Source organism: Thermococcus sibiricus MM 739, assembly GCF_000022545.1.
Taxonomy (GTDB): Archaea; Methanobacteriota_B; Thermococci; order Thermococcales; family Thermococcaceae; genus Thermococcus_A; species Thermococcus_A sibiricus.
Genome location: NC_012883.1, coordinates 124686 through 151250, shown reverse-complemented (window position 1 = coordinate 151250; position 26565 = coordinate 124686). Strand labels below are relative to the sequence as shown.

At 39.8% G+C, this 26565-nt stretch carries 25 protein-coding genes and 2 pseudogenes; 15 read left to right on the top strand and 12 right to left on the bottom strand.

Annotated elements, in window-relative coordinates; genetic code table 11:
- Positions 1 to 27 precede the first annotated feature (27 nt).
- Positions 28 to 1896 carry a phosphoenolpyruvate carboxykinase (GTP) gene (locus TSIB_RS00745; protein ID WP_012766180.1) on the bottom strand — a complete coding sequence of 623 codons (1869 nt, stop codon included), beginning with the start codon at positions 1894 to 1896 and terminating at the stop codon, positions 28 to 30.
- Positions 1897 to 2011: 115 nt separating this feature from the next.
- Between TSIB_RS00745 and TSIB_RS00740 the strand changes: the two genes are divergently transcribed.
- The 6 genes from TSIB_RS00740 (at position 2012) to TSIB_RS00715 (ending at position 8698) form a co-directional block, all read left to right on the top strand.
- On the top strand, positions 2012 to 3097 hold the full coding sequence (locus tag TSIB_RS00740; protein WP_012766179.1) for a sugar phosphate nucleotidyltransferase: 1086 nt from the start codon (positions 2012 to 2014) through the stop codon (positions 3095 to 3097).
- Positions 3098 to 3107: 10 nt separating this feature from the next.
- Positions 3108 to 3815, top strand: coding sequence for a phosphohexomutase domain-containing protein (locus TSIB_RS00735; protein WP_048160127.1), 708 nt, complete (start codon positions 3108 to 3110; stop codon positions 3813 to 3815).
- A 28-nt stretch (positions 3816 to 3843) separates the two neighbouring features.
- Positions 3844 to 4476: a dTMP kinase gene (gene tmk / locus TSIB_RS00730; protein ID WP_012766177.1), complete on the top strand. Its 633-nt coding sequence runs from the start codon at positions 3844 to 3846 to the stop codon at positions 4474 to 4476.
- Between the two features lie 311 nt (positions 4477 to 4787).
- Positions 4788 to 6149, top strand: a complete 1362-nt coding sequence (gene acs, locus TSIB_RS00725; RefSeq protein WP_048160126.1) for an acetate--CoA ligase alpha subunit — start codon at positions 4788 to 4790, stop codon at positions 6147 to 6149.
- 3 nt (positions 6150 to 6152) lie between these two features.
- Positions 6153 to 8093: an indolepyruvate ferredoxin oxidoreductase subunit alpha gene (iorA, locus tag TSIB_RS00720; protein ID WP_012766175.1), complete on the top strand. Its 1941-nt coding sequence runs from the start codon at positions 6153 to 6155 to the stop codon at positions 8091 to 8093.
- Entirely contained in the window at positions 8090 to 8698 is a 609-nt protein-coding gene (locus TSIB_RS00715; RefSeq protein WP_012766174.1) for an indolepyruvate oxidoreductase subunit beta, read from the top strand. Before iorA ends, TSIB_RS00715 begins: the two co-directional genes overlap by 4 nt.
- Positions 8699 to 8747: 49 nt before the next feature.
- Here TSIB_RS00715 and TSIB_RS00710 read toward each other — a convergent pair whose 3' ends face one another.
- From TSIB_RS00710 to TSIB_RS00705, 3 genes and pseudogenes are all read right to left on the bottom strand, one after another.
- Positions 8748 to 9569 carry an ABC transporter permease gene (locus tag TSIB_RS00710; RefSeq protein ID WP_323145376.1) on the bottom strand — a complete coding sequence of 274 codons (822 nt, stop codon included), beginning with the start codon at positions 9567 to 9569 and terminating at the stop codon, positions 8748 to 8750.
- A complete protein-coding gene (locus TSIB_RS10705; protein ID WP_012766172.1) occupies positions 9566 to 9946 on the bottom strand; it encodes a hypothetical protein in 381 nt (126 codons plus the stop codon). The genes TSIB_RS00710 and TSIB_RS10705 overlap by 4 nt, the downstream gene beginning before the upstream one ends.
- Positions 9936 to 10832, bottom strand: a pseudogene (locus tag TSIB_RS00705) (ATP-binding cassette domain-containing protein). Before TSIB_RS00705 ends, TSIB_RS10705 begins: the two are co-directional and overlap by 11 nt.
- Positions 10833 to 11021: 189 nt before the next feature.
- Here TSIB_RS00705 and TSIB_RS00700 point away from each other — a divergent pair.
- Together TSIB_RS00700 and TSIB_RS00695 are read left to right on the top strand one after the other, a co-directional pair.
- On the top strand, positions 11022 to 12563 hold the full coding sequence (locus TSIB_RS00700; protein ID WP_012766169.1) for an MBL fold metallo-hydrolase RNA specificity domain-containing protein: 1542 nt from the start codon (positions 11022 to 11024) through the stop codon (positions 12561 to 12563).
- Between the two features lie 2 nt (positions 12564 to 12565).
- Positions 12566 to 12997, top strand: a complete 432-nt coding sequence (locus TSIB_RS00695) for a hypothetical protein (protein ID WP_012766168.1) — start codon at positions 12566 to 12568, stop codon at positions 12995 to 12997.
- A 153-nt stretch (positions 12998 to 13150) separates the two neighbouring features.
- Here the strand turns inward: TSIB_RS00695 and TSIB_RS00690 are convergent, their stop codons facing one another.
- Positions 13151 to 13717 carry a TATA-box-binding protein gene (locus tag TSIB_RS00690; protein ID WP_048160125.1) on the bottom strand — a complete coding sequence of 189 codons (567 nt, stop codon included), beginning with the start codon at positions 13715 to 13717 and terminating at the stop codon, positions 13151 to 13153.
- Between the two features lie 165 nt (positions 13718 to 13882).
- On the opposite strand from TSIB_RS00690, the gene TSIB_RS00685 reads away from it, so the two are divergent.
- The 4 genes from TSIB_RS00685 to TSIB_RS00670 all read left to right on the top strand — a co-directional run bounded on the left by TSIB_RS00685 (position 13883) and on the right by TSIB_RS00670 (position 17852).
- Positions 13883 to 14881, top strand: coding sequence for a M42 family metallopeptidase (locus tag TSIB_RS00685; RefSeq protein WP_012766166.1), 999 nt, complete (start codon positions 13883 to 13885; stop codon positions 14879 to 14881).
- 13 nt (positions 14882 to 14894) lie between these two features.
- Positions 14895 to 15659 (top strand): sulfite exporter TauE/SafE family protein, encoded by a 765-nt coding sequence (locus TSIB_RS00680; RefSeq protein WP_012766165.1) that lies wholly within the window; start codon positions 14895 to 14897, stop codon positions 15657 to 15659.
- A 180-nt stretch (positions 15660 to 15839) separates the two neighbouring features.
- The gene (locus TSIB_RS00675; protein ID WP_012766164.1) at positions 15840 to 16994 is read left to right on the top strand and encodes a hypothetical protein; all 1155 of its coding nucleotides are present in this window, start codon (positions 15840 to 15842) and stop codon (positions 16992 to 16994) included.
- A 12-nt stretch (positions 16995 to 17006) separates the two neighbouring features.
- Positions 17007 to 17852: a helix-turn-helix transcriptional regulator gene (locus tag TSIB_RS00670; protein WP_012766163.1), complete on the top strand. Its 846-nt coding sequence runs from the start codon at positions 17007 to 17009 to the stop codon at positions 17850 to 17852.
- Between the two features lie 60 nt (positions 17853 to 17912).
- Here the strand turns inward: TSIB_RS00670 and metG are convergent, their stop codons facing one another.
- Both metG and TSIB_RS00660 read right to left on the bottom strand, forming a co-directional pair.
- Entirely contained in the window at positions 17913 to 20096 is a 2184-nt protein-coding gene (gene metG / locus TSIB_RS00665; protein WP_048160124.1) for a methionine--tRNA ligase, read from the bottom strand.
- A gap of 108 nt (positions 20097 to 20204) precedes the next feature.
- Positions 20205 to 20474: a hypothetical protein gene (locus TSIB_RS00660; protein ID WP_048160123.1), complete on the bottom strand. Its 270-nt coding sequence runs from the start codon at positions 20472 to 20474 to the stop codon at positions 20205 to 20207.
- Between the two features lie 54 nt (positions 20475 to 20528).
- On the opposite strand from TSIB_RS00660, the gene TSIB_RS00655 reads away from it, so the two are divergent.
- Entirely contained in the window at positions 20529 to 20876 is a 348-nt protein-coding gene (locus tag TSIB_RS00655) for a 6-pyruvoyl trahydropterin synthase family protein (protein ID WP_012766160.1), read from the top strand.
- Positions 20877 to 20931: 55 nt separating this feature from the next.
- Entirely contained in the window at positions 20932 to 22104 is a 1173-nt protein-coding gene (locus TSIB_RS00650; RefSeq protein ID WP_012766159.1) for a nicotinate phosphoribosyltransferase, read from the top strand.
- A 99-nt stretch (positions 22105 to 22203) separates the two neighbouring features.
- Here the strand turns inward: TSIB_RS00650 and TSIB_RS00645 are convergent, their stop codons facing one another.
- The 4 genes and pseudogenes from TSIB_RS00645 to TSIB_RS00630 all read right to left on the bottom strand — a co-directional run bounded on the left by TSIB_RS00645 (position 22204) and on the right by TSIB_RS00630 (position 24278).
- Positions 22204 to 22383 carry a ferredoxin gene (locus TSIB_RS00645; protein WP_012766158.1) on the bottom strand — a complete coding sequence of 60 codons (180 nt, stop codon included), beginning with the start codon at positions 22381 to 22383 and terminating at the stop codon, positions 22204 to 22206.
- Positions 22384 to 22564: 181 nt separating this feature from the next.
- Positions 22565 to 22768 carry a ferredoxin gene (locus tag TSIB_RS00640; protein WP_012766157.1) on the bottom strand — a complete coding sequence of 68 codons (204 nt, stop codon included), beginning with the start codon at positions 22766 to 22768 and terminating at the stop codon, positions 22565 to 22567.
- 73 nt (positions 22769 to 22841) lie between these two features.
- A pseudogene (locus tag TSIB_RS00635) lies at positions 22842 to 23147 on the bottom strand (metal-sulfur cluster assembly factor); the annotation flags it as partial.
- 78 nt (positions 23148 to 23225) lie between these two features.
- Entirely contained in the window at positions 23226 to 24278 is a 1053-nt protein-coding gene (locus TSIB_RS00630; RefSeq protein ID WP_012766155.1) for a bis-aminopropyl spermidine synthase family protein, read from the bottom strand.
- Positions 24279 to 24397: 119 nt separating this feature from the next.
- Here TSIB_RS00630 and dph5 point away from each other — a divergent pair, with 119 nt between their 5' ends.
- On the top strand, positions 24398 to 25192 hold the full coding sequence (dph5, locus tag TSIB_RS00625; protein ID WP_048160121.1) for a diphthine synthase: 795 nt from the start codon (positions 24398 to 24400) through the stop codon (positions 25190 to 25192).
- Here dph5 and TSIB_RS00620 read toward each other — a convergent pair.
- A complete protein-coding gene (locus TSIB_RS00620) occupies positions 25189 to 26496 on the bottom strand; it encodes an NAD(P)-dependent malic enzyme (protein ID WP_048160120.1) in 1308 nt (435 codons plus the stop codon). The two genes, dph5 and TSIB_RS00620, sit on opposite strands and share 4 nt — an antisense overlap.
- Positions 26497 to 26565: the final 69 nt, after the last annotated feature.

The following is a 26565-nucleotide window of genomic DNA, read 5'->3' as shown; positions in this document are numbered from 1 at the left end:
AAAATGAAGGAATAAAAGATAAAAGGATTATAAAAACTTGAAAGGAGATATATAATCACCATATTTTTCTTTAGCCTCAATTAACCTATGTCTTTCCTCTTCTAGAACTTTAAAGAGCTCTTCAGGGATATTACCAACATCTCTGTAAATCTTTTCAATCCTCTCTATCTTAGCTAAAAATTCCGGAACCCTAATGACAAACTGCTTCTCATAATCTTCTCTGCTGTAATCTTTGTTAAGGACTTCCTTAAAGAGTCTCTTTAGATCTTCATATTTGGGAATATATCCAACCGGAGTTTTTATTGCATCCACATCCCCATGAACCCTCAGTTCCATCCACTTGAGCCACACAGATTTATCAAGCTTGTGATTGAGCCATTTTCCATCTTTTTCTCTTAGGAAATAGTTGACTGCAAATATCTTAGGCTTTATTCTAAGCTTTTTCTCAAATTCAAGATAATTCTTTAAGTACTTCCCGATATGAACACTTAGGAAATCAAGGATTGCCATTGGATTAAATGCTCTGACTCCCTCTTTTCCAAGAGTAGCTGCTGTAGTTTCACTTTCCAAAGCTGCACCCATTGTTATAACACCATGAGCCCAATCAAAGGCTTCCCTTACTGGAGGCCAAGTATCCGCATCTCTACCTCCAAAAATCATGCCACCTACTCTAACACCACAAGGGGTCTCCAATGCTTCCAAGTCAGTGTTTGGGAATGCATCTAAACTAACTGTAAAACGAGCATTTTTGTGACTTGGTGAAATTTCATTGCCTTCTGAATCTTTTTTACCTCTCCACCACTTGCCACTGTGGTTTTCTCCCTCATCAGGTATTGGTATACCCATCTCATTCCAGTAAGGTTTTCCATCTTTAACGAGTACATTAGAGAAAATTATCTCGTTCGGTGAGTGAAGAACTTCCCAAATTATTGGGTCATCTTCCTGATTAACTCCTTGAATTATTCCAAAAACGCCCTTCTCGACGTTTGCACCTCTTGCTTCTCCTTTCATGTCGACTATGAATGTTAGATCATCCCCCACAATATTTTCCCAAGAAATCATGGCAGTTGAGGTCTTACCACACATTGATGGGTACGCTCCAGTGAAGTATGTCTTTCTTCCATTTGGCCCATTTATACGCATTAAGAACATGTGTTCACTTAGCCAGCCTTCTTCAACGGCTCTTTTTATAGTTAGTCTAAATGCAAGCTTCTTCAATCCTATAGTGTTTCCACCATACTGAGTATTTGCAGAGTAAACGGTTTCACCTTCTAAATCAATGTATACTCTCCTCTTATCTATGTTCTTGCTGGTCTTCCTCTCATCGAGTTCTCCTGCCGAATGTACGAACTTTAAGAACTTTGCCTCTCTACCTAAGCGTTTAAATTCTTCGTATCCCTTTCTATAAAGTATAAATTCACTATGAGCAACATAAGCAGAATCAGTAAGCTGAACTGCTGGTATGGTGAAAACGGAATTTTTAGGGCCGAGCACAAAGAAGCATACAAAGAGCTCCTTCCCTTTAGCTATATCTTTCATAATCTCATGTATCTCTTTAAGGCCTTTTTCTCTGTCCATGGTATTAATAAAAGGTATTTCAACACCTTTAGGCACTAATATTTTAGTTCTTGCCTTATCTCTTGCCTGATCGTAGTAACCATCATAATGGATGGTATGACCTTCCATTGCAAGAGATTTTTCCTCACCATACTCAATTGCCCTTCTTCTTATGTAATTCTCATCTTCTTTTGAATCGGTACAAATAAAGACTCTTGCAGGATTCAGAAGTTCAATGTACTTTGCCAAGAATTCATTAAGTTCTGGGTTATCAATCCCTTTAATTTTTTCAAATTGTTCCGGATCCAGTCTTTTCTTTAGATAATCCTCTGGAGTCATTTACACCACCGTAAAACTTTTACATTTAGAAATTAAAAAGGTTTCTACAATACTCGCCAGACATCACCAAAAATTATATTAACAGAGACCTCCTAATTTTTATGGTGCAAAAAATATGCATGCAGTGATCTTAGCGGGCGGAAAAGGGACACGATTGCTTCCCTTAACAGTTTATCGTCCCAAACCAATGATCCCATTCTTCAATAAACCCATGATGGAATATGTGGTAAGAGAACTAGTAAATGCCGGTGTAGAAGAAATATTTATCCTCGTAGGGTACCTCAAAGAGAGGATCATAAATTATTTCGGTGATGGAAGCGATTTTGGAGTAGAAATAAAATATTCAAATGGAGAAAATATAAAACTTGGAACAGCCGGCGCTACAAAAAAAGTAGCGGACAGAATAAATGATACTTTCATTGTGGCTTCAAGCGACGTACTCACAAACCTTGATATCAAGACACTCTATGATTACCATAAAAGAAAGAAAGCTCTAGCCACTATAGCTTTATCTCGGGTTGAAGATCCAAGCCAATATGGGATTGCAATTGTAGATTCAAATAACAGAATATTAAAGTTCAAAGAAAAGCCCAGACTTGAAGAAGCTTTTAGCAATCTAGTGAATGCAGGTGTTTACATTTTTGAGCCGGAGGTCTTTGACCTAGTTCCTAGAGGACAGAATTTTGATTTCTCCCTTAACTTATTTCCAAAAATGTTAGAGGAAAATCTCCCTCTTTACGGGTTCCCCTTTGAAGAATACTGGAATGACGTAGGGAGGCCTTCAAGTTACCTTCAAGCAACAGCAGATGTGTTTCTCGGGAAGCTTAAGCTACCTCAAATAAGAACTGATTCCCTTAAAGGGAACCTAGAATATGGAGGCTCCCTTTACAGTGGGATAAGGTGTCAAATAAGAAAGCCGCAGATAAGAGGGTTTGCGGTTTTAGGGGATAATGTTGAAATAAGCAGAAATGTTAAAATAGAACGTTCAGTGATATTCTCAAATGTAACTATAGAAGAAGGGACAGAAATTTATGAAGCGATTATAGGAGAGAATGTTTATATTGGAAAAGGTGTTATTATTGAAAGTGGGAGTGTTATCGGTGATAATTCGGTGATTGAAGACTTCACAAAGATTGGGGCCAATGTAAAAATCTGGACCGAGTCGAGAATTGGTAGAGAAAGTATAATACTTCCTGATTGAGGTGGTTGTGATGGAAATCTATAGATCTGAAGAATTTAACCCAGAGGAGCTTGCTCTGCTTGGAAGGGCCATCGGAACAGTTGCCCAAGGGACTATAATAGTAGGAAGGGATGGAAGAGCAATTTCGAGATATGGAAAGAGAGCTCTAGTAGTTGGGATCGTGAGTACCGGATCCTCCACAATGGATGTAAGGTTGATTCCCCTCATAGTCCTCAAGGATTTCGCTCACAAACGAGGCCTTCCTCTTGTATATGTTTATTATTACAATGGAGTGAATGTAGAAGTTAGCGGATTTGACCCCGATGAGATAAATGCGTTACTGAAAACAAAGAAGTTTATAGAAGCTCATCCTAACGACATAGGGGCCACTATTTATTATCCAAATGCACTAGATGATTTCCTTCAAGATATGTTCAAGCACTACAACTTCGAAATTGAAGGCAAAGCTTTGGTTGATTGCATGAACACTCCAGCAGTACTTTTATTCCCCAGATTAAGTGAACATTTGAGATTTGAGGCAGAACTCCTTAACGATATGATGACCAGTTATTTGCCTCCCAAACCACAAGAAGTTTATTTACAAAAGCTTAAAAAGGGAAATTACACCTTTGGACTTCGTTTCCGACCAGACGGACATGTGGAGTTCTACAAAGATGGAGAAGAAAAAGAATTCGGAAGTATGTGGAAATTGTTAGACCATATGAAAAAAGTTCTTTGAAAAATAGAAGTCCTCTGGAGGTACGACTATGGGAATATTTATTGTCTTAGAAGGCATAGATGGAGCTGGAAAATCAACCCAAGCCAAAATGCTTGCAAAATGGTTTGAAAATAGAGGGTATGAGGTTGTGTTAACAAAAGAACCAACTGATACCGCTTTTGGAAAATTAATCAGACGTTTAGTTTTAATAGGTGGAAAGGAGGGTATAATCGACGGTGCTAGGATAAGTAAAGAGGCCGAGGCACTGCTTTTTGCTGCAGATAGAGCAGAACATGTTAAAAAACTTATAGAACCTTCTATAAAAGCTGGAAAGGTAGTTATATCTGATAGATATTTTTACTCATCCCTCGCGTATCAATGGGCAAGAGGTCTTGACCTAAACTGGCTTATTAATTTGAATGCATTTGCTCCAAGAGCTGATTTGGTTATATTGCTAGATTTACCTGTTAAAGAAAGTATAAACAGAATAAATGGAAGAAGTATCAGATCTGAATTCGATAAAATCGTAGAACTTCAGAAAAAAGTCAGGAAAAACTATCTAAAACTTGCGGAAAAGTTTAATGAAATAAGAATAATTAATGCTCTTGCCCCTGTGGAGGACATTCACAATGACATTACTGCTCTCATAGAGCACGAACTCTTTGAAAAAGCAGAAGATTGAATAAATCCCAAACCCTTTTAACTTCCTTTTCTTTAAAACACTTAGCCGATGACGAGCGTTAGCCACTCTGATGAGATGAAGAAAAGAGGGTTACCTGAGGCTTTCGAACTCTTATCCTATTCCTCTATAAAGAAGACCAAAGGAGGGGCTGAGATTTAGAAGATTCAAAAAAGAAAAACATAAGTTACATTCATGTTCTTTTATGCTCATCAAAGACGGATTTTGCCTTTTTATGGTCAAAATTGCCTAGTTGTACTTTCTCGGAAAACTTATATAGACTTTCACCGATAGGGAACTCGGTGATTGTAAAAATGCTTGATTACTTTTTCACTCCAAAAAGCATAGCAGTGCTAGGAGCATCAAATGATCCACTAAAACTGGGATATGAAGTCTTCAAAAACCTTAAAGACTATGAAGGGAAAGTATATCCCATCAATATAAAAGAAGAAACTGTTCAGGGAGTCAAAGCTTACAAGAATGTCAAAAACATTCCAGAAGATGTTGATTTAGCAGTTATAGTTGTTCCAAAGAGATTCGTCAAGCAAGCACTCATGGATTGCGGTGAGAAAGGCGTTAAAGGAGCCATCATAATTACGGCCGGTTTTGGAGAAATGGGTGAAGAGGGCAAAAGAGAAGAAAGAGAACTTGTAGAGATAGCACAAAAATACGGAATAAGAATAATTGGGCCCAACTGTGTTGGTGTAATGGACACTCACAGCAACATGAACGCCACATTTATCATGAATGCAAAAAAAGGAAGTGTGGCCTTTGTTTCCCAGAGTGGTGCTTTAGGAGCTGGAATAGTCTACAAGACTATTAAAGAAGATATCGGGTTCTCAAAGTTTATAAGCGTTGGAAATATGGCCGACGTTGATTTCGCAGATTTGATGGAATATTTAGCCGAAGATAATAATAGCAAGTCCATTGCCCTATATATTGAAGGAATAAAGAATGGAAAAAAATTCATGGAAATAGCCAAAAAAGTTAGCAAAAAGAAGCCAATAATAGCCTTAAAAGCTGGAAAAAGTGAAAGTGGAGCAAGAGCAGCTTCTTCTCATACTGGTTCACTTGCGGGAAGTTATGCAATCTACGATGCAGCATTCAGACAGAGCGGAGTTCTCGTAGCTGAAACCATAGATGATTTATTAAGTATGGCAAGGGCCTTTACTCAGCCTCTACCAAAGGGTAAGAAAGTAGCAATAATGACCAACGCTGGTGGCCCTGGAGTCCTAACTGCTGATCAGCTCGATAAACGTGGACTTAAACTGGCCGATTTGAAAGAAGAAACAATGGAAAGGCTTAGGGAATTTTTACCCCCAATGGCAGCTGTTAAAAATCCCGTTGACATGATAGCAAGTGCAAGAGGAGAAGATTATTATAAAACAGCCAAACTTCTTTTAGAGGATGAGAATGTTGATATGCTTGTGACAATTTGTGTTGTTCCAACTTTTGCTGGAATGACTCCCACAGAACATGCAGAAGGCATAGCAAGAGCTGTAAAGGAAGTCAACAATAGAAAACCTGTTTTAGCACTCTTTATGGCCGGATACGTTAGTGAGAAAGCCAGAGAGCTCCTAGAAAAGGAGGGTATTCCAGCATATGAAAGACCAGAAGATGTTGCTTCCGCAGCATATGCCTTAGCTGCCTTTGCAGAGAGAAATTTGGAGGTGTGATTAATGGCTAAGGTTAGTGATATAGTCTTATGGGATAAACCCGGAGAAAGAGTTCTCCTTTTAGGAAACCAAGCAATAGCCAGGGGTGCCTTGGAAGCTAACATAGCAGTCTATGCTGCTTATCCTGGAACTCCAAGTTCCGAACTTACAGACACCATGGCAATTGTAAGCAAAAAGGCAGGTGTTTACATGGAGTACTCCACAAACGAAAAAGTGGCCTTCGAAACGGCCCTAGCCGCAGCATGGAGCGGCCTTAGAGCCATGACAGCGATGAAGCACGTTGGATTAAACGTTGCTGCCGATACTTTCATGAGTGCCGTTGGAATGGGCGTTGAGGGCGGATTCGTTATAATGGTTGCTGACGATCCAAGTATGTGGTCCTCTCAAAACGAGCAGGACACTAGGGTCTATGCCAAATTCGCAAATGTTCCAGTTTTAGAACCCACCAGCCCTCATGAAGCAAAGGAAATGACAAAATATGCTTTCGAACTTAGTGAAAAGTTCAAACACTTCGTGATTTTAAGAACTACCACAAGGACATCACACGCAAGGGGAGATGTAGTTTTAGGAGAACTTCCAGAGGAGATAAAAGAAAGAAAGAGAAAGTTCGGTAAGTTCAACAAAGACCCAAGCAGATTCGTGGATGTTCCTGCCAATGCAATAAAGTTCCACCCAGCAATTCTTGAAAAGATCGAGAAGATTAGGGAAGAATTGAACAACTGCCCATTCAACTGGATAGAGGGTAAAGAAGATGCTAAGATCGGTATAATAACCCCAGGATTGAACTATGCCTATGTAAAAGAGGCCTTAGCGTGGTTGGGAATTGAAGATGTAAAGATTCTAAAACTAGGAACACCATTCCCCGTCCCTTACGGCCTTCTTGAGAAGTTCTTTGAAGGACTAGAGAGAGTATTAATAGTCGAAGAACTCGAACCAGTTGTAGAAGAACAAGTGAAAACATGGGGCTTTGATAAAAAGCTCAATATTGAGATAAAGGGCAAAGAGCTTGTCCCGAGAATTTATGAAATGACCACTAGAAGAGCTGTAACAGCTATAGCAAAATTCCTTGGCCTTGAAACACCAATAAACTTTGAAGAACTCGACAAAAAATATGAAAAGGTCAAGCCATTGCTCCCACCAAGACCCCCCTCACTCTGTCCCGCTTGCCCACACAGAAACAGCTTCTACGCAATAAAGAAAGCAACAAGAGCAAAAGCAATCTATCCAAGCGATATTGGATGTTATACCCTTGGTCTCCTGCCTCCTCTTAAGACTGTTGATACCACAGTTGCAATGGGTGCTTCAATTGGAATAGGTCACGGGTTAAGCATAGCACAAAATGGAAGCTTAAGCGAAGAACAACAAGGCCCAGAAAAGCAGGTAGTAGTGGCCACTATTGGAGACTCAACGTTCTATCACACGGGACTACCAGCGTTAGCAAACGCCATATACAACCGCTCCAATGTACTTATCGTAGTCCTTGACAACCTCGTCACGGCAATGACCGGTGACCAGCCCAACCCAAGCACTGGACAAACTCCACATGGTATGGGTAAAAGGATACCAATTGAGGATGTCGCAAAGGCTATGGGCGCTGACTTTGTTGCTGTCGTTGACCCATATGACATCAAAACAACTTATGAGACTGTGAAGAAGGCCCTTGAAGTTGAAGGAGTTAGTGTTATAGTTTCAAGACAAGTTTGTGCCTTACACAGGATCGGCCAAATGAGAAGAAGGGGCGAGAAATGGCCAATTTATTACGTAAACGAAGACAAGTGTACTGGCTGTAGAATATGTATCAATGCCTATGGGTGTCCGGCAATTTACTGGGACGAAGAGAAGAAACAAGCAAGAGTTGAACCAACAATGTGCTGGGGATGTGGAGGTTGTGCCCAAGTGTGTCCGTTTGGGGCTTTTGAGCCTATGAAGGAGGGAGAACAATGAAGGAGTACAACATCGTCATCACAGGAGTTGGTGGCCAAGGAGTATTAACGGCTGCCAATATTCTTGGATGGGCTGCACTCCATGCAGGCTATAAAGTGAGACTTGGTGAAGTTCACGGGATGAGCCAAAGATTTGGAAGCGTCATAAGCTATGTGCGCTTTGGTGAAGACGTTTATGGTTCCATGGTGCCTGAAGGAAAAGCCAATGTTATGCTATCTTTTGAGCCTGTAGAAGCACTTAGATACGTGAATTATCTTAAGGAAGGCGGAATGGTTGTCGTAAACACAAAACCAATTGTTCCAGTGCAAGTCTCAATGGGGATGGCAAAGTATCCAAGCCTTGAGGAGATAAGAAAAGTTTTTGAGGAGGAGTTCAAGGCAAAATGGATTGGATTTAACGCAGAAGAGCTTGCAGAACAAGCAGGGCATGTTGTTACAACAAACACAGTATTAATAGGGGCTTTAACTCAAATTCCAGAGTTCCCACTTGATGCAGAACATGTTAGAGAAGTCATAAAGATCAGCGTCCCACCTAAAGCCGTAGACATGAACATGAAGGCCTTTGACCTTGGAATAAAAGCGACAAAAGAAATTTTGGGACTTTAGGCTCTTTTTTATATTTGTATTTTATTCGTATTCTCTCAGAACGATCAAATTAGACTTCTATCCTCTTGACTGCCCAGTTATAAAGCACTACTGCGATTATTAGAGTAATAAGGGTTGCTAAACTTAGCCACAAGATATCGGGTGCTATCTCGCTTGCAGACCTTTTGTAGATTTCCAAGAGGCGGAAATCCTTTAAAGCTCTACCAAGTGGGAAATAATTTGCTATAGGTCTCACCCACTTTGGAAGAACACTTTCTGGGACAACTATACCAGCCAAAAAGAGTAACGGCATTGATACAAAATTCACCACTGCTGTTGTAGATTTTATGCTCCTAGTTCCCATTGCGATCGCTAAGCCAAGGCTCATAGAGAAAAGCGAAGCTATGAATATTATAACCCATCCAAGGAGACTCGGGATTATAGTTTCACCAAACAAAAGTTTAGCATAGCCCAGTCCCACAACTATGCTGAACATTATAACCAAAAACGTGGAAAGCATCTTCCCCATCAGAAAGTCCCATGCAGTAGCAGGTGAAGCAACTATTCTCCTAAGTGTACCCTTTTGAATCTCCTCCAGTGTTCCGGAACCTACAGTTAGCATCGTGGCAAAGAGTAATTGAATCCCTATGAAACTCGTCACATAGAACTGTATCGGTGTTGCTGTTTTACTTTCTACCTCTTTCTCTTCTATCACAATAGGCTCAGCACTCGCGAGCATATACTTCCTGATCATCTCTGTGGTGAGATTATACTCTGCAATAATCTCTTTTGGAAGGTAGGACTCCATATATTCAAGTTGCATCTCAAGGTTTCTGCGCTTCATCTCTTTTTCCATCTCTCCAAAAAAGCCTTTAACAACACCGCTTACTATTTGATAGTCTTGGGGATCACTCTTATCAAAGTATAAATAAACTTTAGCCTGACTACAACAGCATCTATCTTTCCGCTTTTGAGGACTTCAAGAGCACTGTTCTCGTCTTTAAAATCAAGCACGTTGAAGAGGTTTGTTTCCTCAAGTGTTACGTTTCTCATTATCTCAACTATATCATAAGCTGTAAATGGAGCACTTTCGTTTGTGTAAAAAACTCCAATATCCACAGTAATCGGTGGGCTTTCACCACCCCAAATTGTTCCAAATAGAGTAATCCACATGAGCGGAAATATGAATATCCAAAAGAGAGCCATCTTTTCTCTGCGGAGCTCTTTTAAATCCTTCAGGATTATGCCTTTAATGATCCTAAGCTTCATCCAAAGTCCTCCCCGTTAATTTTAAAAATACATCTTCCAGAGTCGGCTCCTCCACCTTAATAGCCTTTATTTCACTTCCAACCGAGATTAAAAGCTCAAGAATCTTTGATAAAACTTCCTTTGAATTCCTCACATGAATTCGAAGAGTCCCGCTTTTCTCAATGAGCCTTGGGAATACCTCTCTAATCCTTTCGACTCCTTTTAGAATGCCCTCCACTTGAATAATGCTTTCCTCTCCTATCAAGGCTTTCAGTTCATCCGCTGTACCAACAGCCACGACTCTTCCTTCGTTTATTATCGCTATCCTATCAGCTAATGCCTCGACCTCTTCCATATAATGTGTGGCAAGGATTATCGTCTTGCCATCGACCTTAAAGCCTTTTATAAGATCCCATAGCTGTCTTCTTGATGTAACATCCAAACCTGTTGAGGGCTCATCCAAAATCAGGATTTTAGGCTCATATAAAAGTGAGATAGCTATGTTTAAACGCCGCTTAAATCCTCCACTCAACTACTTAGCTTTCTTTTTGGATGGCAGATCAAAACGTTTGATGAGCTCCTTGACCTTCTCCATAGGTGCATTGTATAGATCCGCGTAAAAGCCAAGGTTTTCCTCAACGGTCAACAAATCATAGGAAATACTTTCCTGAGGAACATAGCCTATTAAACGTGCTGTTTTCTTACTTAACTTCTCTTCAAATACTTCAATATCTCCACTATCAAACTTCAGGCCCTCCGCAAGAATCCTTATGAGTGTTGTTTTACCCGCACCATTGGGTCCAAGAAGGGCAAATATTTCACCTTCTTCAATTTCTAGGTTTATCCCTTTCAATGCTAAAAAATTCCCGTAACTTTTCGTTAGATTTTTAATCTTAATAGCCGACATCAATGCACCCAATAATCCAACAACTAATAGATATTTAAAGATTATCTTTAAGAATAGAAAATCCTTGTTATTGGTATTTTGACCATTTCTCTTGAGATTCTGCAAAACTTCAAAGGAAATTCTATGGGTGTGAAATAAACGAAAATATTATTACTACTGGTCATTAAATTATATGTTGGGTGCGCCTTCATGAAGATAGTTATTTATGATGGTGCTAATACTATTGGGGGTTCCAAGATTCATGTTGAAGAATGCAATAACGGCCTCTTTCTTGATTTCGGGATGAATTTTGCAAAGTATTCCCTATACTATGAAGAATTCATGAGCGAAAGGACTGCAAGAGGAATTTACGACCTCTGGCATCTCAACCTATTACCAAAACTTAACATTTATCGAAGGGATCTAATTCCCAGAGACCTTGTGAATGAAGTTACTCGATATCCAAAAGTCCCGGCCAATGCAGTCCTCATAAGCCATGCCCATCTAGATCACGTGGGGAATGTTGCTCTTCTTGACGAAAACATCTCTATAGTTGGCTCCCCAACAACAATTGCAATTCTCAAAGCCCTAAACGACACCTCTGGCGGAGGCAGTCACTTTGGAATGGAGATTCCCTATTACAAAGTAAAAAAGAACAAGGATTCGGAGGGATATATCCTCGAAGCAGATAAAAAATCCCATTATCCCTCAAGAAAAGTTATTCTCTCTGAGGCAATATCCTCTTTCCATGACTTCCTCTTTTACAGGCCCGGGCAGGAGTCCCCGAAAGCTAAGAAAATCATTCCAAGCGACGTGAAATCCCTCAATGATGAAGATTTGGGCTTTGAAATTAAAGCCTTCAGTGTGGATCACTCAATCTATGGTGCCACAGCCTACATAATTGAAGGTGACGTCAGTTTAGCCTACACGGGTGATTTTAGACTTCATGGAAAAAGTGGCAACGAAACAAGGAAATTCATCAGGGAGGCAAAAAATGCAAGCATCCTAATTACTGAAGGAACAAGAACTGGGAGAGAAGAACACGAAAACGTTTCCGAGCAAGAAGTTTATGAAAATGCCTTAAAGATTGTTGAAGAGGCCAAGGGTCTTGTAATAGGGGACTTTTCGGCAAGGAATTTTGAGAGACTTGAAAGCTTTAAAGAAATTGCAGAGAAAACGGAAAGAGAGTTAATAGTCACGGCGAAAGATGCTTACTTTTTACACGCTTTGAAAATGGTTGAGGGTGTTGATCGACTTAAAGGCTTGAGGATCTACGGAAACTTCAAAGCTAGTCAACAAAAATGGGAGGAACTTGTAGTCTGGAGCAATTATGCCGAGTACTACATCTCTCCCTTTGAAATTAGGAAGAACCAAGAGGACTACATCCTCTGCTTCTCATTCTATGACATGCCACACTTGCTTGATGTAATGCCCAATGGCGGAACTTACATCTACTCTTCAAGTGAGGCCTTTGGAGAAGAACAGGAGTTCAGCTTTTTGAGGCTCTGGAACTGGTTGCAATACTTCGGTTTTGAAGTCCATGGATTCAGAATAAATGGATATGGAAAACCGATCTTCGAGAAAGGTTTGCATGCCTCTGGACATATCTCGAGAGAGGAGCTGAGGGGTATCATTGACGAGGTTAACCCGGACTACATCATCCCCGTCCACACTGAAAATCCAATGTGGTTTAGGAATAACTGGGGTGAAAAGGCCGTTGTTTTAAGAAACGGAGAAAGCTGGGAGGTTTAAAAATGAGAAATCCCCCACAGCGTGATACACAGCGTGTTTTTGACTACATACGGGATTGTGTAGAACATCCGGAGAACCATCCGGAGCATTGGGAAGATTGGCTTAGAGCCGGACGAAGAAGATTTCTGCTTCTAAACATCATCTACTACATCCAACACGTCCAGGGAAAGGAGGAGGTCAGTAAGGAAGACCTCAAGATGTTCCTAGGAGAGTTGTACTACGTTGACAGAGAGATGTTTTCAAACATAATAAAGCCTTGGAAGTCTCTTGATGATACTCTAAAGGAACTTTTAGAACAGAAATTGATTGTTCAGGTTTCAGAAGGAGCTTATTTGGTGAATGAACAGAGAATACAAGATGAGGAGGATTTAATCTATTGGGAAGGAATACGAAAAACGCTGGACGAAGTTGGGAGGAAACTACGGGAGCTTTAATACTTTTTTTCTCAATTTTCTAATTTTGTTCCTAGATATACTTAGTCCTCCTCCAATGTTTGGTATCAAAGGGAGTAATTAAAGGGCCCTGCCTTGGACTTCCTGGTGATAATCAAGGCTGTTAAGCCTCCTCCTAGAAAAGTTAAAGAAAAATTAAGCCTCTTCTTCAATAAGGCCATATTTATCGAGCTCGTGAAGGAGCTTTTTGACAGCTTCCCATGCATCATGTTCACTCTTTGCACCGCTACAAACAATTTTTCCAGAACTAAATAGAAGTATGACCGCCTTCGGGTCTTTAACACGATAGATGACACCCGGGAACTGCTCAGGCTCATATTCACAATTGGGCAACACAAGTGCAACAGCATCGAGATTAAACTCCATCTTAAGATCGCCACTAAAAACCATGTTTTGAATATCTATTTCAGGAGCTCTGCCAAATTTAGTTCCAATCTTTGAAAGCATTTCAACAAGTTTTGAAACTGCTGCTTGAATGTCATCAACGCTTTTTGCTCCTGTTACAACGAGCTTCCCAGAACTGAACACAAGAAGCGCCACTTTTGGTTCATCAAAGCGACATATTATCCCTGGAAATTCTTCCGGATTATACTTAGAATGTGGACATATCTCTATAACCTTCTCAAGATCCAATGAAGCAAAAAGATCCACCGAAGCAACAATATTCTCTATTCTAAGTTCCACATTGCTCATGTCAACCAAGTTTTGCACCTCCCTAAGGTGGGTTTAAAAACCCTTTTATAAATAACCCCACCGGGGTTTTTAAAGTTTAGCTGACAAAAAATTGAAAGCTTGTTAAGATGCAAATCTTAACGCTATCAAAAAACTTTAAGTAGTTTGATTCAGGTTATTATTTAGGTGAAAATTATGCTTGTGCAAATGCTCAGAGAAATAATTCAAACCCCAGGCATATCCGGATATGAAAGTAAGACAAGAGCAAAGGTAATTGAATGGATAGAACCATATGCCAATTACAAAGTAGACACGATAGGAAATCTCATCACAGAACTGGGAGAAGGTGAGGAAAAAGCAATTTTTATGGCACATATGGATGAGATTGGACTCCTAATAACAGGAATAACAAGCGATGGGAAACTCAAATTCAGAAAAGTTGGTGGGATAGACGACAGACTTCTTTTAGGGAGGCACGTAGAGGTCATAACTGAGGAAGGTACGCTTGATGGAGTCATAGGGGTAACCCCAGTACACTTAAATATTGAAAGGAAATTTGATACTATTCCATGGAATGCTCTTGAAATCGACATCGGGGCAGAATCAAAAGAGGAAGCTGAAAAAATGGGAGTAAAAGTTCTAGATTTTGCCGTTTTCAAGAAGCACTTTAGTGTTTTAAATAACAGATACATTGCTGCCAGATCTCTTGACGATCGCTTTGGGGTAGTCGCTCTTGTAGAGGCTATAAAAGATCTCGTTGATCATGACTTGGACGGAAAATACATTTTTGCATTTACTGTTCAAGAAGAAATAGGCCTTAAAGGCGCCAGATTCCTAGCAAACACTTATTCACCAAAGTACGCAATAGCAGTGGATTCATTTGCATGCTGTTCCTTCCTCACGGGAGACGTGAAGCCTGGAAATGGGGCCGTAATACGAGCTGTTGATAATTCAGCAATCTATACTCCTTCTTTAGCAAGAAAAACTCTTGAGATAGCACAAAAGAACAATATTCCTATACAAATTGGAGTCACTGGAGGCGGAACCGATGCTTCCGTCTTTGAAGCAAAAAGTCAAACCCTCGCTCTAAGCGTCCCCTTAAGATATTTACACAGTGAAGCAGAGATGTTACATATAAGTGACTTAAAAGCATTGATAAAACTAATTGAGGCCTTAGTCTTCGAGCTTGAATAATGGAGGTGTTTAAGTGCTTAAATACCTTGGGTACTTTAGCATTGGAATTTTCGTAGGTATATTGGCCGCATTATTCGGACTTGGAGGAGGATTTTTAGTAGTCCCCACTCTAAATCTCTTAGGAGTTGAAATTCACCATGCAGTTGGAACCTCAAGTGCTGCCGTCGTTTTTACATCCTTAAGCTCTGCTATAGCCTATCACAGGCAAAGGAGAATACACTACAAGGCAGGCCTACTTTTGGCAAGTACTGCCGTTATAGGAGCCTATATCGGAGCATGGATGACGAGTTACATCAGTGCAAGCCAGCTTAAAGTGATCTTTGGTGTAGTTCTCTTTCTGGTTGCGATAAGAATCTATCGTAAAAAGAGCAGAGAACCCCACGAAGTTGACTTAAACCAGGTAAAGCTAGACTACAAAATTGTCCCAATAGGAGGGTTTATAGCAGGAATAGCCAGTGGATTGCTTGGAATAGGTGGTGGAGCAATAAACGTACCATTTTTGACTTATATGGGGTTGCCAATCCACTATGCAGTAGCAACTTCAAGCTTTGCCATTGTATTTACAGCCATAAGCGGAGCCTTGAAACACTACATGCTCGGGAACGTTGAGGTTGAGTGGCTGATCCTACTTGTGCCAGGATTAATAGTTGGTGCTCAGTTAGGGGCGAAGATAGCCAAAAGGACCAAAGCCAGCAATCTAACGAAAGCATTTGCAGTGATAATGGCATTCCTAGCAATCAGGATGATTCTTAAAGGACTTGGATATCCAATCCCTTGATTTTGCTTTTACACTTCTTTTTAAACTTATCAAAATTCCCCCAACTGGATAGAATTCCGAGCCCAAACTTATTAAAGATTCTAATCACAATTAAAATAAAAGAACGAAACGATATGAAACTTTCGTTTCATCGAGTCCCTAAAGTGATGTACAATTCAACATACATTTGGGTGAGAGATTATGAAATTTAGTGGCCTTTGGTTGATGCTTATCTTAATTGGAGGTTTAATTCCCATAGGGGCTACTTTTGCCCAAAATCAATCAACTAGTGAATATTTGGGTGAACAAAATAACGAAGAGATCGCTGGAGAGATTATAAATCAACTGACAAAACTTAGCACTTTAGTGAATATACGAGTGAAACCAGTGGAGAGTAGATTACCTGAGAATCTCCTAAAGGACTACGATAAAGCCAAAGAACTTAAAGAAAAGGCTCTTACCGAATATCAAAATGGAAACTATCTCCAAGCAATTCAGTATTCTCTGGGTGCAATGAGGTATTACAAAGGGATTCTCAAGGCCCTCGAAGAAGATGAAAAAACTCCCGGAGTTTTAAGAACACAAATTCAGGAAGAGAGCACCAGGGTCTTCGCATACTTTACATATGTGGAAAAGCTTATAGAAGTAGCAAAAAGTAAAGGGATAGACGTAGAGAACCTGACCAAGGCTTATGTTGAAGCTAAAACTGCTTATGTTGAAGTTCTTGAATATATAGAGAATGGAAACCTTGAAGAGGCCAAAATAAGCCTAGAAAAAGCGAAACAAAAGAAAATGGAACTCGATATAGAGACTAGAGATCTTACAACCAAGCTGACTTCAAAAAACGCAGAGATGATTGTAAAATCCTTCCTTATAAAGACCAATCAAAGTATTACAACAGCTGAAAAAGCAATTGAATACGCAAAATCAAGAGGACGAGAGACTGGAGAAGCTGAAAAAGCCATGGAAAAAATAAAAGGAATATATCTACAAGTGACCTACTTAGCGAATGAAGGAAAATGGATAGATGCCCTTAGAGTGATCGGGGAAAATGCAGATTATATGAAAAATTTTTTCATGACAATTGAAAAGGTAAAAAGCGAAAAAATGAATACAGAAGTGTTTCTAATGATGACAAGAGAAAGGATTAGAAAAGATGCTACCGCTCTTGCCACCTTACGGAAGAAAGGAATACAGACTACAAGAGCAGAAATTCAACTAAGAGGTGCAATTAATGAGTTTTCTATAGCAATTAGCCTCATTAAGAAAAACGATGTAAACAGTGCAATTCTGCACTTGCAAAGAGCAAACAGGCTTCTCACAGAGGTAGAGGAATTCATAAATGCAAATTCCTAAGGAGGTCGGGAGATGAAGAAAATCCTATCTCTAATCAGCATCCTTGCAATTTTACCCCTTATCAGTGCCCAATTTACAGTCTCTGAGATGGAATTAACTGTGTACACTGATGGTTATGTAAAAGTGCATTATCAAATAATTCCCGATGAATACTCCTCCCAGATAATTCTACCATTTTTAGGAGAAAATTACGAAGGACTGGCAGTCGTTGATGAGAATAACAACCCATTAAATTTTGAGATTTACGACAGATATATGGTGATATATGTTGGTGAGGCCCAAATTATTGATGTCTCTTATTACACCCCTGACTTAACATATAAAGAGGGTTTAGTGTGGACGCTTAACATGTCTATGGATTCTTCCTTTAATGTGATCCTCCCGGAAAATGCTGTTATTGTAGACCTATCAGAAGTACCCCTCAAAATAGCTTCCAATGTAATAACAATGCCCCCTGGGAATCAAAGTATCTCATACACTTTGGAATTCAAAGAAACTCCTACAGAGGAAGGACAAAGTTATAGCAAATATCTTTTACCATTAGGAATTCTGGTGGTTATACTCTTGATTTCTATTGTCCTTGCCAGAAATAGGAGAAAAGAACCTAAAAGAACAGAAATCCACATAGATAAAGAAGAATTCTTGAAAAAGCTCGAATTCTTTAATCTAAATGAAGATGAAAGGAGAGCATTACTTTATATCTTAGAGAAAGGTGGAAGAGCTAGCCAAGCAGAAGTAAGAACTGCTCTGGAGATCCCAAAAACTACAGCTTGGAGAATGTTCAAACGCCTTGAAAAGCAAGGACTAGTGAAAATAATCAAAGGAAGAAAAGAAAACTGGGTGGAACTCAAGCTTTGAGTTACTCACCTGCCATTATTTCTCAATTTATCCAGCAAACATAAAAATGGGGGAGAAAACTCACCTTACCTTTGCTCCAAGTTTAACTTCTTTTTCTGGAGTTAGCAAAGCAACATCTTTGCCATCATCTGCAGCCAAGATCATTCCCTGACTCTCGATTCCTCTGAGTTTCTTAGGCTCAAGGTTTGTTATTACAGCTACGTACCTATTGAGCAACTCTTCCTTTTTATAGTACTTTTTCAGGCCTGCTACGAGTTGTCTGACTTCATCTCCAAGATCCACCTTAATCAAGTAAAGCTTGTCTGCATTTGGATGGTCTTCAACACCAATTATCTTTCCAATTCTTATATCAAGTTTTGCAAATTCCTCAAATTTCACATAGCTCACTTTACTACCCTCCTTTTTTTCTTTTTTAGGTGTGATTTCTATCTTCTCCCCATAAATCCTCCTAAGAATTATTTCACTTTCATCCCCAAGTCTCTCTTTAGCTACCTTAATAACATCCTCCATTTTGTAGTACTTATCTAAGAGAATTCTTGCGCTTTCTGGATTTCCTTTGCCTATGTAGCTAACTACATATGCTATAATGTCCTCATCGCTGACCTTTCTAAAGAGAATTTCGGCCTTTCTAACTTTTTGGCCTGCCTCTAGTGGGATGAATTCCCATCTTTTTACTTCTTCAATGTTAAGCAGGTGCCAGATTTTCTCACTAGCATCTGGAAGGAATGGCTCAAGGAGAATCCCAAGGGCCTTAACGATTTGGAGAGATACATTTATGGTTGTCCCTGTTCTAACTTTATCAGTCTTAGCAGTCTTCCATGGCCTCTGATAGTCAAAGTACTGGTTTCCAAATATTGCTAGGGCCATTACCCTCTTGAGAGCTTCCTTAAACTGATATCTCGAAATAAGCCTATTTACTTCCTCAAAGGTTTTTTCAATTTCTTTGAGTGCTTTTCTGTCAAGGTCATCAAGTTCTCCAGTTTCTGGAACCTTCCCATCAAAATACCTGTTCACAAAGGTCAGTGCTCGGTGTACAAAGTTTCCAAGATTGTTCACAAGTTCCTCGTTTATTTTCTTTTTGAAGTCTCCCAAGCTAAAGTCACTGTCCCTTGTTTCAGGCATTATAGCTGTTAGGTAGTATCTTAAATAATCTGCAGGGAATGCATCAAGGAACTCATGAACCCATATCGCCCAATTTCTACTTGTTGAGAACTTTCTTCCCTCAAGATTTAGGTATTCGTTTGCCGGGATGTCATATGGAAGATTCCATTCAAATTCTCCTTTCTCGTCTTTATACTTACCGTAAGCCATTAAGAATGCTGGCCAGAATATGGCGTGGAATGGAACATTGTCCTTTCCAATGAAATGGATTACCCTTGTTTCACCATCAATGTTAAACCAGTATTTTTTCCACTCATCCTCTTTTCCAAGTTTTTTGAAGTGTTCTATTGTTATTGAGATATAACCAATTGGGGCTTCAAACCATACGTAGAGGACTTTTCCTTTAACATCTTCATCTTCCAGCGGAACCGGAATCCCCCAACCTAAATCCCGGGTTATTGCTCTCTCTTCCAAACCTTCATTAATCCATCCTAACACAGTGTTTCTAACATTTGATTTCCAGTGTTCTTGCCTGAGAACCCAATCCTTAAGTTTTTCTTGAAATTCTTGCATTCTTATATAGTAATGGGCTGAGTCCCTAAAGGTAATTGAGTTTCCACAGATATTACATTTCGGATTTATAAGTTTCTCCGGAGTTAGTGGATGTCCACAGACTTCACATTGATCTCCTCTTTGTTCTTCAGCACCGCAGTAAGGGCATGTCCCAATAACATACCTGTCAGGTAAGAACATTTTATCATGCTCACAATAAGCTTGTTTTTCAACTTTCTTAATCAAGTACTCATTTTCAAGAGCTTTAAGGAAGAATTCCTGACTTATCCGATAATGAACCGGGAGCTCAGTTCTACCAAAGTAATCAAAGCTAATTTTAGCCCTTTCAAAAGTTGTCTTGATATGTTCATGATAGTAATCAACTATTTCCCTTGGGCTCTTTCCTTCTTTAAGGGCTCTGAAAGTTATTGGTGTACCATGCTCATCTGTTCCACATATAAATACAACGTCCTCTCCTTTTAACCTCAAGTAACGTACGAATATATCCGCCGGCAGATAGGCTCCGGCCAAATGTCCTGCATGAATAGGGCCATTAGCGTAAGGCAAAGCAGATGTCACTGTGAATCTCATCCTTATCACCTCCAAAGACTAACTCGTTGCCCTTTATAAGTTCTTGCCAATTTTAAATATTACGGTGGGTTATTTTAAACATACAAGAATATGTCTGGTATTGCATAATCACTTGCTAATACTTATCTCCGATGCTTTAACGAGTATGCACTTTTCAGGTAACTCAACTTCTCCTCTGTAAACGATCAATGCCCCTTCAAAAGGTATAATTGTAACTTTAGTCTTTTTTAGGCCAAAGCCAGCTGAAGATAATTCTCCAACTATACAAAAAGGCTTCTCTTTAAGCTCCAAAAGTCTGTAAAAGCTCTCCTTATCAACATAAACTATTACCCCTCCAGCTAAGACCCTCTGAGCTGGAACCTCGATCCCGCAACCCATGGCCCTCACCAAAGTGTTTTAACTACCAAACCCAAAAACTCTTTCGGTGGGAATATGAAATCCAGAATTAGGGAAAAGTTTGTGTTTGATGCTGCCCATGCAATAAAGATAAATGGAGAACTTGAAGAGATTCACGGACATACTTTCAGAGGCGAAATTTTCATTGAAGGGGAAGTAAGAGAAGGATACATAATGGATTTCTTGGAGCTTAGAAAGATATTAAATGATGCTATTGCTCCGTTGAGGCATAAAAATCTAAACAGACTCTTTGAAAATCCCACAACGGAGAACATTGCTCTTTGGATCGCGGAACAAGTTAAGATGGACTTACCCCAAGGGATTAGGTTGCATAAAATTGTTCTGTGGGAAGGAGAGGAAAATGGAGTTGAATTTGAGTTTTAGCCTCTACCAAAAAGCTAAAATTTGATGGAAATAATGTAATGAGAGGTGGAGAAAAATGAAAGATTTTTACATAGCACATGAAGATGAGATAAAAAGCGGTAAAACTACTGATGTTTATTTTATCAGGACTAAAAAGATACTTGAAGAGAAAGGGATACACAAAAAAGTTTTTGCCGATATTTCCACAACTTCCCTTCCAAAAGGCTGGAATTGGGGAGTTTTGGCTGGAGTTGAAGAAGTCGCAAAGCTCCTAGAAGGACATCCAGTAAACGTTTACTCTATGCCCGAGGGGACGATCTTCCACCCATTTGAGTCGGTAATGCAAATCGAAGGATACTACAAAGAATTTGGAATTTTTGAGACTGCTTTACTCGGAATGTTAAGTCAGGCAAGTGGGATCGCAACTGCAGCATTGAGAACAAAAATCGCAGCAAAGTTTAAACCAGTGTATTCATTTGGAATAAGACACATGCATCCAGCTATAGCACCAATGATAGATCGTTCAGCTTTTATAGGTGGATGCGATGGTGTAAGCGGTGTGCTGGGGGCAGAGATGATTGGAGAAAAAGCTGTTGGAACAATGCCCCATGCATTAATCCTAACAGTTGGAGATCAGGTAAAGGCCTGGAAGTACTTCGATGAGATCATGCCCCCCGAAGTACCAAGGACGGCCCTTGTAGATACTCTCTGCGATGAGAAATTCGAAGCAGTTATGGCCGCTGAGACCCTCGGAGAGAGACTTAACGCAGTGAGACTTGACACACCAAGCTCAAGGAGAGGAAACTTCAAGCGCATAGTGGAAGAGGTAAGATGGGAGCTTGATTTAAGAGGGTATGAGCATGTGAAAATCTTCTTAAGCGGTGGCCTTGACGAGGAGAGTCTTAAAGAGCTTGCAGATGTAGCCGATGCCTTTGGTGTTGGGGGGAGTATAGCAAGTGCAAAACCAGTGGATTTTTCCCTCGATATTGTTGAGGTGGAAGGAAAGCCTCTAACAAAGAGAGGAAAGCTTAGCGGAAGAAAACAGGTGTACCGCTGTGAGAACGGGCACTATCACAGGGTTCCAGCGGAGAAAAAACTCGAAAAGTGCCCGGTTTGTGGAGCAAAAGTTGAACCTCTCTTGAAGCCTCTTATCGAAAACGGAGAAATAGTCGCGGAACTTCCAAAAGCCAAAGAAATTAGGGAATATGTGCTCGAACAGGCGAAAAAGTTTGGACTGACACTGGATTGACGTTCTTTCTTTTTGACAACTTTTCTTCCCAAAAAGGCATGGAAAACTGCACATGCAAAAACCGCGAAGTCGAGAAGAGTAATAAAAAAGGAAAAGAATTCACTCGACTGTGATTGACCCGGTTGGGCAGCTCTCTGCTGCCTCTTTTGCACACTCGAGGTCGGTCTCAGTTACTAGTGCTTGGGCTTTTCCCTCGTCGTCCATCTCAAAAACATCTGGGCAGATGCTTGCGCATACTCCACATCCAATGCATGTGTCCTTATCAACACTAACCTTCATTTCTGACACCTCCAAAGAGCTTCAAAAATAGAGAAAAACATAAGTTTAAAAATTTTTTTCAAACTAAAGGTTATACCTCATATTTTAGAGGGAAAGAAGATAAAGACTGATCTCCTCCCCCGCCCCGAAGGGCAAGGTTTGGAGAAGTAAAAGTAAAACAAAAGAAAAACCAACAGAGAGATCAAGCCTCTTCAATGTATATACAGCTCACAGGACAGGCTTCAGCGGCCTCTCTGGCGCAATCAATTAGATCTTCTCCGATAATTTCAACTATTACTTGGCTTTTTCCCTCATCATTCATCTCGAAGACATCCGGGCAGAGGCTTGCACAGATAGCATCTCCTATACAAACGTCTTGATCAACCCTAACCTTCCACTGAGCCATGTGAATCACCGTATTAATATAACAAAGTCTCTTATATAAAGGTTTCGAACCATTAGGTAAAATAGAAAATTTCTCAAAGCATTCCCAGCTTTTTTTTGACCTCTTCGCTTATTCTATCTGGAGTCCATGGGGGATCAAACGTGAGCTCTATTTCCGCATCTTTAACTCCAGGAATTTCCAGAATCTTCTGCTCTACAGCTTGAAGAAGCCACATAGTGAGGGGACACCCTGGAGTCGTCATAGTCATCTTAACATAGACCGTGTTGTCTGGGTTTATCTTGAGTTCATATATAAGGCCCAGATTAACAACATCTATTCCAATTTCTGGATCAATTACTTCCTTGAGCTTTTCAAGGACCATTTCCTTTGTGATCTTAGTGTTTTCACTCATTTTTCTCACCTGAAAAAGTTCCTAAACAACAAATTTAAACCTTATGGAACAAAAATGTGGAAAAGGTCAAGTTGTTGAGCTTTCCTCGTCGTCATAAAGTTCTTGGCCAACAGTAATTTCCTCTTCATAACCCCTAGATCCTTCAATGGTTTGAATTCTAAACATGTAGCTCGTGTACCAGTTGTACGTGGGCATGGTCTTTATCGGTAAAAGCTTCCAGGCTCTTGTTTCCTCAACGTATCCCCAGTTGACGTACTCATTGAAGTTTCTTATTATATCTGTGATAGCAACATTGAACTCAGTTATAAGGAGTTTCTCTATCTGGTGCCACTTATCAACTGAGCTTTCCCTTCTCGTGATTCCAAAGTAACCGGCGCACCCAGGCCCTTTGAGTGTGGCTATGCCTCTTCCCACGAAGGCCCTAATTGCCTCAACTGTCTCGGGAGGGTCTGTGATAAAGGTATCGAATTTCCTAATAGCATACTCAGGTAAGGGCTTTCTAAGATCAAAAGTGAATATTTCCACATTATTATAACCCAACTCTTCTGCTGTTTTTTTAATGAAGTTTGTGAGCCTATCATCAATATCAAGAACAGCAATTCGCTTTGGAAGACTGGAGAGCATTAGAGCAATGCTTGTAAGATCATCATCCCCTAGAACAAAGACTTCTTTATTTTTCAAATCACCTCTCGTATGCATTAAAGCCACTCTTGCGATTGTTGTCTCTGGGGTCACATAGGCCTGATCAAATTCGTGCTTTGGTTCAGGTCTCTCCTTCACGATTTCCCTGAACTGCTCAAGAAGGTCACTAAATGCATCAACTTCAACAGTCTTTCCTTTACAATTTTTACAGGTGTAATCTTCTCTCTTTCCGATTCCATACTTTTCCACAAGCTCTTTACCTTTTTGAGTAAGCAATATGCCATTTTTGAATTCCACATACCCTGTATCATGAAGGGCCTCAACAATTGCTACTACAAGGGGAAGTGGCTCCTCACTCAGATCAACTATCTTCCATGGATCATTGCTCGCTAGAATGGCACTTAATACATTCTCGACCTTTCTCTCATAAATTGGAATTGAAGTCTTCTCTTTAACTCTCTCCACAATCTTCCTCATCTTCACTCCCTCCAACAAAATTCTTAATCAAAATTGCCGGAAAAAGTTCAGATGCATCCATTTTAAAGTTTTTGGAATACTTTTTTAGCCTCAATTTCATAAGAAAAATGGTGATTAAAATGTCAATTTATTTCATCGGTCTAGGACTTTACGATGAGAAGGATATTACTCTAAAAGGTTTAGAGATTGCAAAGAACTGCGACTTAGTGTTTGCGGAGTTCTATACTTCACTCCTAGCAGGAACCACGATAGAAAAAATAGAACAGCAGATAGGAAAACCCATAAAGCTTCTAAGCAGGGAGGATGTAGAGTTGAACTTTGAAAAGATAGTTCTAAATAACGCCAAAGAAAGGGATGTGGCCTTTTTAACCGCAGGGGATCCCATGGTTGCCACAACTCATGCAGATCTTAGAATAAGAGCAAAACAGATGGGGGTAAGGAGTTATGTCATTCATGCTCCATCAATATACTCCGCTATCTCAATAACCGGCCTCCAGATTTATAAATTTGGTAAGAGTGCTACTGTCGCATATCCCGAGAAAAATTGGTTTCCAACAAGCCATTATGAGGTAATAAAAGAAAATAAAGAAAGGGGCCTCCATACACTTCTCTTCCTTGACATAAAGGCAGAACAGAAAAAATATATGACTGCCAATGAGGCCATGAATATTCTACTACAAGTTGAAGAAATGAAAAAAGAAGAGATTTTTACTGAGGATACATTAGTAGTCATTCTTGCCCGGGCAGGATCACTAACTCCAACACTTAAAGCAGGATATGTAAGAGAAATGATAAAAGAAGATTTTGGAAAGCAACCCCACATTTTGATAGTGCCTGGAAAGCTCCACATAGTGGAAGCAGAGTATTTAGTGGAATTCGCCAATGCTCCAAAGGAAATATTAAAAGAGGTTTAATCAACTTCTTTTTTGAATTTCCTCCTTTTTCTATTTATTGGGGCTATATAATGCCAGTAAAATGATCTCAACTTTTTGATATGCTCTTCCACCCATTCCCCACTAACTTTTTTTCTTGCTACTCCATCTTTTATTGCTTGTTCTGCAACTGCTCTGGCCGTTTTTGGATAAACTTCCGGATGGAGGGGAGTAGGGATTATGTAGTCCTCAAATAACTCATCTTCTGAAATAGTGTTAGCTATTGCCTCGGCCGCTGCTATGTTCATGTTGAATGTTATTTCTCTTGCCCTAACATCTAAAGCCCCTCTAAATATCCCAGGAAATCCAAGAACATTGTTTATTTGATTTGGATAATCACTTCTACCAGTAGCGATTATTCTCGCTCCAGCTTCCTTAGCTTTCTCAGGCATGATCTCTGGAATTGGATTTGCCAAAGCAAAAACAATAGCATCATCACTCATTCTTCTGATTACCTCTTTACTCACGCTTTCTCCTACACTAACACCTATAAAAACATCTGCCCCGTTAATAGCATCAATTAATTCTCCTTCTATCCCATTTATGTTAAACTTAGCCACCTCTCTTTTGTAGGGATTCAGATCCTCTCTACCCTCATGTATTATCCCTTTTCTATCAACTATTAATATTTCTCTAATCCCTCTCTGGTGGAGTATTTTGGCTATTGCAATCCCTGCTGCACCTGCCCCTTTTATAACCACTTTTATATCTGCAAATTTCTTACCAACAATCTTTAATGCATTTATAAGGCCTGCGAGGGTAACAACGGCAGTCCCATGTTGATCATCATGAAAAACCGGGATATCCAATTCCTTCTTTAGTTTTTCTTCAATTTCGAAACACCTTGGAGCAGATATATCTTCAAGGTTTATCCCACCAAATCCCTTTGAAATTAATTTCACAGTGTTTACAATCTCATCAATATCTTTAGTATCAATTAGTATTGGAAAAGCATCTACTCCCGCTAATGCCTTAAAAAGAACACATTTCCCTTCTAAAACTGGCATCCCTGCCAAAATTCCGACATCACCAAGACCAAGAACTGCAGACCCATCAGAAATAACTGCCACTGTGTTTGGGATTATGGTATAATTTTCATAGCTCTCTCCGTTAGCAATGGCTTTGCATGGTTCAGCGACTCCGGGAGTATATGCAAGACTAAGGTCATAAGGATCCTCTACCTTCACCTTCGGAATAATCTCTATTTTCCCGTTTCCGGGAAGATTATTTTTATGATATTCAAGAGCAAATTCCCTGATCTTTTCTCTAAATTTCACATTTATCATTAGGATCACCTCCATTCTTCAGACCATTACCCTTCTTAAACGCATTGTGCCTTTTGTTTGACATTTTTA

Bases quoted from the DNA above. Each gene is read 5' to 3' on its own strand.
- TSIB_RS00655 (WP_012766160.1), top strand. From the start codon at position 20,529: ATGAAATCCAGAATTAGGGAAAAGTTTGTGTTTGATGCTGCCCATGCA.
- TSIB_RS00630 (WP_012766155.1), bottom strand. From the start codon at position 24,278: ATGAGGAAGATTGTGGAGAGAGTTAAAGAGAAGACTTCAATTCCAATT.
- dph5 (WP_048160121.1), top strand. From the start codon at position 24,398: ATGTCAATTTATTTCATCGGTCTAGGACTTTACGATGAGAAGGATATT.
- TSIB_RS00670 (WP_012766163.1), top strand. From the start codon at position 17,007: ATGAAGAAAATCCTATCTCTAATCAGCATCCTTGCAATTTTACCCCTT.
- TSIB_RS00740 (WP_012766179.1), top strand. From the start codon at position 2,012: ATGCATGCAGTGATCTTAGCGGGCGGAAAAGGGACACGATTGCTTCCC.
- TSIB_RS00675 (WP_012766164.1), top strand. From the start codon at position 15,840: ATGAAATTTAGTGGCCTTTGGTTGATGCTTATCTTAATTGGAGGTTTA.
- metG (WP_048160124.1), bottom strand. From the start codon at position 20,096: ATGAGATTCACAGTGACATCTGCTTTGCCTTACGCTAATGGCCCTATT.
- TSIB_RS10705 (WP_012766172.1), bottom strand. From the start codon at position 9,946: ATGAAGCTTAGGATCATTAAAGGCATAATCCTGAAGGATTTAAAAGAG.
- iorA (WP_012766175.1), top strand. From the start codon at position 6,153: ATGGCTAAGGTTAGTGATATAGTCTTATGGGATAAACCCGGAGAAAGA.
- tmk (WP_012766177.1), top strand. From the start codon at position 3,844: ATGGGAATATTTATTGTCTTAGAAGGCATAGATGGAGCTGGAAAATCA.
- TSIB_RS00640 (WP_012766157.1), bottom strand. From the start codon at position 22,768: ATGGCTCAGTGGAAGGTTAGGGTTGATCAAGACGTTTGTATAGGAGAT.
- TSIB_RS00695 (WP_012766168.1), top strand. From the start codon at position 12,566: ATGAGAAATCCCCCACAGCGTGATACACAGCGTGTTTTTGACTACATA.
- acs (WP_048160126.1), top strand. From the start codon at position 4,788: ATGCTTGATTACTTTTTCACTCCAAAAAGCATAGCAGTGCTAGGAGCA.
- TSIB_RS00650 (WP_012766159.1), top strand. From the start codon at position 20,932: ATGAAAGATTTTTACATAGCACATGAAGATGAGATAAAAAGCGGTAAA.
- TSIB_RS00620 (WP_048160120.1), bottom strand. From the start codon at position 26,496: ATGATAAATGTGAAATTTAGAGAAAAGATCAGGGAATTTGCTCTTGAA.
- TSIB_RS00745 (WP_012766180.1), bottom strand. From the start codon at position 1,896: ATGACTCCAGAGGATTATCTAAAGAAAAGACTGGATCCGGAACAATTT.
- TSIB_RS00660 (WP_048160123.1), bottom strand. From the start codon at position 20,474: ATGGGTTGCGGGATCGAGGTTCCAGCTCAGAGGGTCTTAGCTGGAGGG.
- TSIB_RS00700 (WP_012766169.1), top strand. From the start codon at position 11,022: ATGAAGATAGTTATTTATGATGGTGCTAATACTATTGGGGGTTCCAAG.
- TSIB_RS00715 (WP_012766174.1), top strand. From the start codon at position 8,090: ATGAAGGAGTACAACATCGTCATCACAGGAGTTGGTGGCCAAGGAGTA.
- TSIB_RS00645 (WP_012766158.1), bottom strand. From the start codon at position 22,383: ATGAAGGTTAGTGTTGATAAGGACACATGCATTGGATGTGGAGTATGC.
- TSIB_RS00735 (WP_048160127.1), top strand. From the start codon at position 3,108: ATGGAAATCTATAGATCTGAAGAATTTAACCCAGAGGAGCTTGCTCTG.
- TSIB_RS00685 (WP_012766166.1), top strand. From the start codon at position 13,883: ATGCTTGTGCAAATGCTCAGAGAAATAATTCAAACCCCAGGCATATCC.